The organism is Stenotrophomonas sp. STEN022 (assembly GCF_056760155.1).
Genome location: NZ_JBRREG010000031.1, coordinates 40,387 through 46,479, shown reverse-complemented (window position 1 = coordinate 46,479; position 6,093 = coordinate 40,387). Strand labels below are relative to the sequence as shown.

General features: G+C 63.8%; 7 protein-coding genes and 1 tRNA gene. All 8 read left to right on the top strand.

Annotated elements, in window-relative coordinates:
- The first annotated feature begins 312 nt into the window (after positions 1–312).
- The 8 genes from accD (at position 313) to ACVOMF_RS08745 (ending at position 6,087) form a co-directional block, all read left to right on the top strand.
- Positions 313–1,194 (top strand): acetyl-CoA carboxylase, carboxyltransferase subunit beta, encoded by an 882-nt coding sequence (gene accD, locus ACVOMF_RS08780; protein WP_481508930.1) that lies wholly within the window; start codon positions 313–315, stop codon positions 1,192–1,194.
- A complete protein-coding gene (gene glmM / locus ACVOMF_RS08775; RefSeq protein ID WP_481508929.1) occupies positions 1,194–2,552 on the top strand; it encodes a phosphoglucosamine mutase in 1,359 nt (452 codons plus the stop codon). Before accD ends, glmM begins: the two co-directional genes overlap by 1 nt.
- Before the next feature lie 73 nt (positions 2,553–2,625).
- Positions 2,626–3,564 (top strand): isopenicillin N synthase family dioxygenase, encoded by a 939-nt coding sequence (locus ACVOMF_RS08770; protein ID WP_282268395.1) that lies wholly within the window; start codon positions 2,626–2,628, stop codon positions 3,562–3,564.
- A gap of 156 nt (positions 3,565–3,720) precedes the next feature.
- Complete coding sequence (gene tpiA / locus ACVOMF_RS08765; RefSeq protein ID WP_481508928.1) at positions 3,721–4,476, top strand: triose-phosphate isomerase; 756 nt, start codon at positions 3,721–3,723, stop codon at positions 4,474–4,476.
- A gap of 29 nt (positions 4,477–4,505) precedes the next feature.
- Positions 4,506–4,940, top strand: coding sequence for a preprotein translocase subunit SecG (gene secG / locus ACVOMF_RS08760; RefSeq protein WP_481508927.1), 435 nt, complete (start codon positions 4,506–4,508; stop codon positions 4,938–4,940).
- A 48-nt stretch (positions 4,941–4,988) separates the two neighbouring features.
- Positions 4,989–5,073, top strand: a tRNA-Leu gene (locus ACVOMF_RS08755).
- A 112-nt stretch (positions 5,074–5,185) separates the two neighbouring features.
- Positions 5,186–5,542, top strand: coding sequence for an NADH-quinone oxidoreductase subunit A (locus ACVOMF_RS08750; RefSeq protein WP_282268401.1), 357 nt, complete (start codon positions 5,186–5,188; stop codon positions 5,540–5,542).
- The gene (locus ACVOMF_RS08745) at positions 5,533–6,087 is read left to right on the top strand and encodes a NuoB/complex I 20 kDa subunit family protein (protein ID WP_017354657.1); all 555 of its coding nucleotides are present in this window, start codon (positions 5,533–5,535) and stop codon (positions 6,085–6,087) included. The genes ACVOMF_RS08750 and ACVOMF_RS08745 overlap by 10 nt, the downstream gene beginning before the upstream one ends.
- Positions 6,088–6,093 lie beyond the last annotated feature (6 nt).

Sequence of the window (6,093 nt, the reverse complement as noted above, 5' to 3'; positions counted from 1 at the left end):
CGCCGCCGGCGCGCCGCGCCCGCCCGCGCCGCCCCGCCCCCCCCCCCGCCCGCCGCCCCCGCCCCCCCCCCCCCCCCCCCCCCCCCCCCCCCCCCCACTACAAGGACGCTTTATCGGCAAGGCCTCTGCCGAGCATGGCTCGGCACTGCAGTGGTCCAGCTTTCTGCCGGGCATGGCCTGGTGCTGCGCTGCAAACATACGCGGCAGTAGGGATTGCGCCAGATCCGGCGCTGCGACTTGGTCGCAGTGGTGAGCTAGACTGTGGGCCCTGTCGTGGCCGCGAGGCCACCCTGAACGGAATTGTCATCCCGCATGAGTTGGCTCAGCAAGTTGATGCCGTCCGGCATCCGTACCGACAACACGCCCTCCAAAAAACGCAGCGTCCCCGAGGGGCTGTGGGAAAAATGCAGCAGCTGCGGCGCGGCCCTGTACCGCCCGGAGCTGGAAGAAAACCTTGAGGTCTGCCCGAAGTGCGGGCACCACATGGCCATACGCGCGCGCGCGCGCCTGGCCTCGTTGTTTGACGCTGACAGCACCAGCGAGATCGCTGCCCGCCTCGGGCCGACCGACGTGCTCAAGTTCAAGGACCAGAAGAAATACGTCGAACGCATCAAGGCCAGCCAGAAAAACACCGGCGAGTACGACGCGCTGGTCGCCATGCGCGGTCTGCTGAAGGGCCGCCCGCTGGTGGCGTCTTCCTTCGACTTCGCCTTCATGGGCGGTTCGATGGGTTCGGTGGTCGGCGAGCGCTTCGCGCTGGCCGCGGAAACCGCACTGGAAATCGGCTCGCCCTACGTGTGCTTCTCCGCCTCCGGTGGCGCGCGCATGCAGGAAGGCCTGTTCTCGCTGATGCAGATGGCCAAGACCTCGGCCGCGCTGGCCAAGCTGCGCGAAGCTGGTCTGCCCTACATTTCGGTGCTGACCCATCCCACCACCGGTGGCGTGTCGGCCTCGTTCGCGATGCTGGGCGATATCAATATCGCCGAGCCGCAGGCGCTGATCGGCTTTGCCGGCCCGCGCGTGATCGAACAGACCGTGCGCGAAAAGCTGCCGGAAGGCTTCCAGCGCTCGGAGTTCCTGCTCGAGCACGGTGCCATCGACCAGATCTGTGATCGCCGCGAAATGCGTGATCGCCTGGCCGACCTGCTGGCCATGCTGGGGCGTCAGCCGCAGCATGAGGAAGCCGCTGCCTGATGGGCGCGCGCAAGTATTTCGGTACCGATGGCATCCGTGGCCGGGTCGGCAAGGGCGTCATTTCTGCTGATTTCGTGCTGCGCGTAGGTAATGCGCTGGGCCGCGTGCTGGTTGCACGCAGCGCTGGTGCACAGCCGACCGTGGTGATCGGCAAGGACACGCGCATCTCCGGTTATATGTTCGAATCGGCGCTGGAGGCGGGTCTGGTCGCTGCCGGTGCCAACGTGCAGCTGATCGGACCGATGCCGACGCCGGCGGTCGCCTTCCTGGCGCATACGCTGGGTGCCGATGCTGGCATCGTGATCAGTGCCTCGCACAATCCGCATTACGACAACGGCATCAAGTTCTTCTCCGGCGAAGGCGAAAAGCTTGACGACGCCACCGAGCTGGCGCTGGAAGCCGCGATGGATGAGCCGTTCTCGACGGTGGAGTCCGAGCAGTTGGGCAAGGCGGTTCGCGCGCGCGATGCAGTGGGTCGTTACATCGAGTTCTGCAAGGCCAGCGTGCCGCGCAACTTCTACCTGCGTGGGCTCAAGGTCGTGCTCGATTGCGCGCACGGTGCCACCTATCACGTCGCGCCGCTGCTGTTCCGCGAGCTGGGCGCGGAAGTGACCGCGATCGGTGCCGAGCCCAATGGCATCAACATCAATGATGGCGTCGGCTCCATGCACATCGACAGCCTGGCACGCAAAGTGGTCGAGGTTGGCGCCGATATCGGCATTGCCTTCGACGGTGATGGTGACCGCGTATTGATGGTCGATCACACCGGTGCGGCGGTAGACGGTGATGGTCTGCTCTACGTGCTGGCCAAGGCGTGGCAGGCCAATTGCCGCCTGCGTGGTCCGGTGGTCGGTACGCTGATGACCAACTACGGGATGGAACAGGCGCTGGAGCGCCTGGGTATCCCGTTCGTCCGCGCCAATGTCGGTGACCGTTACGTGCACCAGGCCCTGGTCGAGGGGGATGGGGTGCTCGGTGGCGAAGCCTCCGGGCACATCCTGTGCCTGGACCGCGCGACCACCGGCGATGCCATCGTCAGTGCCTTGCAGGTGCTGGAGGTGCTGGGCGATGCCGGCATGAACCTGCGCCAGGCCCTGCAGGGACTGGTAATGGTGCCGCAGAAAACCATCAATATTCGTCTGGAAACGGGCGCACGCGAAGTCGTTGCCAGTGCGCCGGTACAGGCCGCGCTGGCGGCCGCGCAGGCGGCGGTGGCGGGGCGGGGCAGGGCATTCCTGCGGCCGTCGGGTACCGAGCCGGTGGTGCGGGTCACGGTCGAGGCCGATGAGGCCGGGCTGATGAGCGCTACGCTTGAGGCGCTGGCCGAGGCGGTTCGTTCGGCTGCCGCACAGGTTTGAGCTGGATCATAGTGGTGTTGCCGGGACGTCGGTTTCAATAGCCGGCGTCCCGTTCCCTTCTTTGGAGTTTTGTATGAGTTCCCGCATTCCCACCCTCGACATCACCCGTTTCGATACCGACCGTGAGGCCTTCGTGGCCGAACTGGGCGCGGCGTATCGTCAGTGGGGTTTTGCGGGTATTCGCAACCACGGCATCCCGCAGGCGGAGATCGACGCCGCGTATGACGTGTTCAAGGCATTCTTCGCGCTGCCTGAAGATGTGAAGAAGCAGTACCACATCGCTGGCGGCGGCGGTGCGCGTGGCTATACCCAGTTCGGCGTGGAAACCGCCAAGGGCTCCAAGCATTTCGACCTGAAGGAGTTCTGGCATATCGGCCGCGAGATCGCCGATGACTCCAAGTACCGTGAGGTGATGCCGCCGAACCTGTGGCCGAGCGAAGTCCCCGGCTTCAAGGAGCATGGGTACGGCCTGTACCAGAAGCTGGACCAGCTGGGCTCGCGCGTGCTGTCGGCCCTGGCCCTGCACATTGGCCTGCCCGAGACCTTCTTTGCCGACAAGACCAACAACGGCAACTCGATCCTGCGCCCGATCCACTATCCGCCGATCACCACCGATGACATCCCCAACGTGCGCGCTGGCGCACATGGCGACATCAACTTCATCACCTTGCTGGTCGGTGCCAGTGCGGCCGGTCTGGAAGTGCAGTCGCATGAAGGTGAGTGGGTCCCGTTCACCTCCGACGCCGACACCATCGTGGTCAACATCGGCGACATGCTGCAGCGCCTGACCAACCATGTGTACCCGTCCACCATCCACCGCGTGGTCAATCCCCCGGGTGAGCTGGCACGCAAGCCGCGCTACTCGGTGCCGTTCTTCCTGCACCCGAACCCGGACTTCCTGATCGACGTGTTGCCTTCGTGCATCACTGCGGAGAATCCGAGCCGCTATCCGGAGGCGATTACCGCCCATGGCTTCCTGGAAGAGCGCCTGCGCGAAATCAAGCTGAAGTAAGCCGGCGCTGGTTTCGCCAGCTGTCCTATCGCGCCGCCGCGGCCCAGGCCCGGCGGCGTTTTTGCGTCTTGTCTTCCGTTGTCTGCAGCTTGTCCTGCCGATGTCCGCATATCGGCTATCCTTTGCCGATACTTTTTACCGGGGAGTTATGCCTGAATGCGCCAAAAAATCGTTGCTGGTAACTGGAAGCTGCATGGCAGCCGGCAATTCGCCACCGATCTGGTCGGGCAGGTGGCCGCGGGCCTGCCGCTGCCTGGTGTGAGTCTGGTGATCCTGCCGCCGCTGCCCTACCTGGGAGATCTGGTCGAGGATTTCGAGGAGACAGAGCTGGCTTTTGGCTCGCAGGACGTCAGCAGCAACGAAAAGGGGGCCTACACGGGCGAGGTTTCGGCCAGCATGCTGGTAGACGTCGGCGCCACCCATGGTCTGGTCGGTCACTCCGAGCGTCGCCAGTACCACAACGAAAGCAGTGAACTGGTTGCGCGCAAGTTCGTTGCCGCGATCAATGCAGGCCTGGTGCCAGTCTTATGTGTTGGTGAGACGCTGGAGCAGCGGGAGGCTGCGCAGACCGAGGCGGTGATCGCCTCGCAGCTGGCGCCGGTGTTGGATCTGGCCGGGGTCCAGGCCTTCGCCAAGGCTGTGGTGGCGTACGAGCCAATCTGGGCAATTGGCACTGGCCGTACCGCCTCGCCGGAGCAGGCGCAGGCCGTGCATGCGTTCATTCGTGGCGTAGTCGCCGAGCGCGATGCTAGAATCGCCGATTCGTTGTCGATCCTTTATGGCGGCAGCGTCAAGCCCGACAACGCAGCAGAGCTGTTTTCACAGCCTGACGTCGATGGCGGGCTGGTAGGTGGCGCTTCGCTGGTGGCGGCTGATTTTCTGGCCATCGCGAGGGCAGCCGCCAGTCGCTAACGGGTAATTGTCCGGGACGGATTTCAAAAATGCTGATGTTGATCCTCAATGTGGTCTATGTACTGGTGGCGCTTGCGATGATCGCGCTGATCCTGATGCAGCGTGGCTCTGGTGCTGCCGCTGGTTCGGGTTTTGGTGCCGGTGCGTCGGGTACGGTGTTCGGTGCGCGTGGCGCGTCCAACTTCCTGTCCAAGAGCACCAAGTGGCTGGCCGTGGTGTTTTTCGGCATCAGCTTGTTCATGGCGTGGTATGCCAGCCACGGCTCGCGTCCGACGGACCAGGGCGTGGGCCTGATGAGTACGGTTGAAACTGCGGCGCCGGCGGCCCCGGCGGGTGAGTTGCAGGCCGTTCCGGCAGCTCCGGCTGCCGCAGCGGTGGGTGAAGTGCCGCAGGCAACGGCTCCGGCGGAAAATATTCCTGCCAAGAGCGAAGAAAAGCCCGCTGAACCCGCACAGAAAGACTGAAGACGGTTACAATACGCGGCGCACTGCGAAGCAGCTGCGCTGACGTAAGCCCAGGTGGCGGAATTGGTAGACGCACTACCTTGAGGTGGTAGCGACTTAGGTCGTAGGGGTTCGAGTCCCCTCTTGGGCACCATTGTTTTATGCGGGTACACGGGTTGCAGCAGCTACCCGTCGTGGCAAGTCCCGTTCATCCCCCATGCCTTGGCACCTGCAGGTGTCCCGGGCAGAGGCAAGAGAGAATCGCTGTGCTGGCCGAATATTTGCCGTCTCTGCTGTTTCTGATCGTCGCCACCGGCATCGGCGTTGCGCTGATGTTGATCGGTCGGTTCCTCGCTCCGCGTTCGCCGGACACCGAGAAGCTCTCCGCCTACGAGTGTGGCTTCGAGGCGTTCGAGAACGCGCGCATGAAGTTCGATGTGCGCTACTACCTCATCGCCATCCAGTTCATCGTCTTTGACCTGGAAATCATCTTTATTGTGCCCTGGACCCAGGTGTTCATGGAGCTCGGCGCGCGTTCGCTGGTCACCATGGGCTTGTTCGTGGGCATGCTGTTCCTCGGCTTTATCTACGTGTGGAAGAAGGGAGCGCTGGAATGGGAGTGATCCAAACTCTCGACGGCCTGATGAACAACCCCGTCCCGGAAGGGCGGGTTGATGACATTCTGCGGCCTGAAGGCGACAACCCCCTGCTCGAGAAGGGCTATGTGACCACCAGCGTTGACGCGCTGTTGAACTGGGCACGTACCGGCTCGATGTGGCCCATGACCTTCGGTCTGGCCTGCTGCGCGGTGGAAATGATGCATGCCGGTGCGGCGCGCCTGGACCTTGATCGGTACGGTGTGGTGTTCCGTCCCTCGCCGCGACAGTCCGACGTGATGATCGTGGCCGGCACCCTGGTCAACAAGATGGCCCCGGCGCTGCGCAAGGTCTACGACCAGATGCCGGACCCGAAGTGGGTCATCTCGATGGGTAGCTGCGCCAACGGTGGCGGTTATTACCATTATTCCTATGCAGTGGTGCGCGGTTGCGATCGTGTGGTGCCGGTGGACGTCTACGTCCCGGGTTGCCCGCCGACCGCCGAGGCGCTGGTGTACGGCATTTTGCAGCTGCAGAAGAAGATCTGGCGTACCCAGACCATCGCACGCTGACCCCCT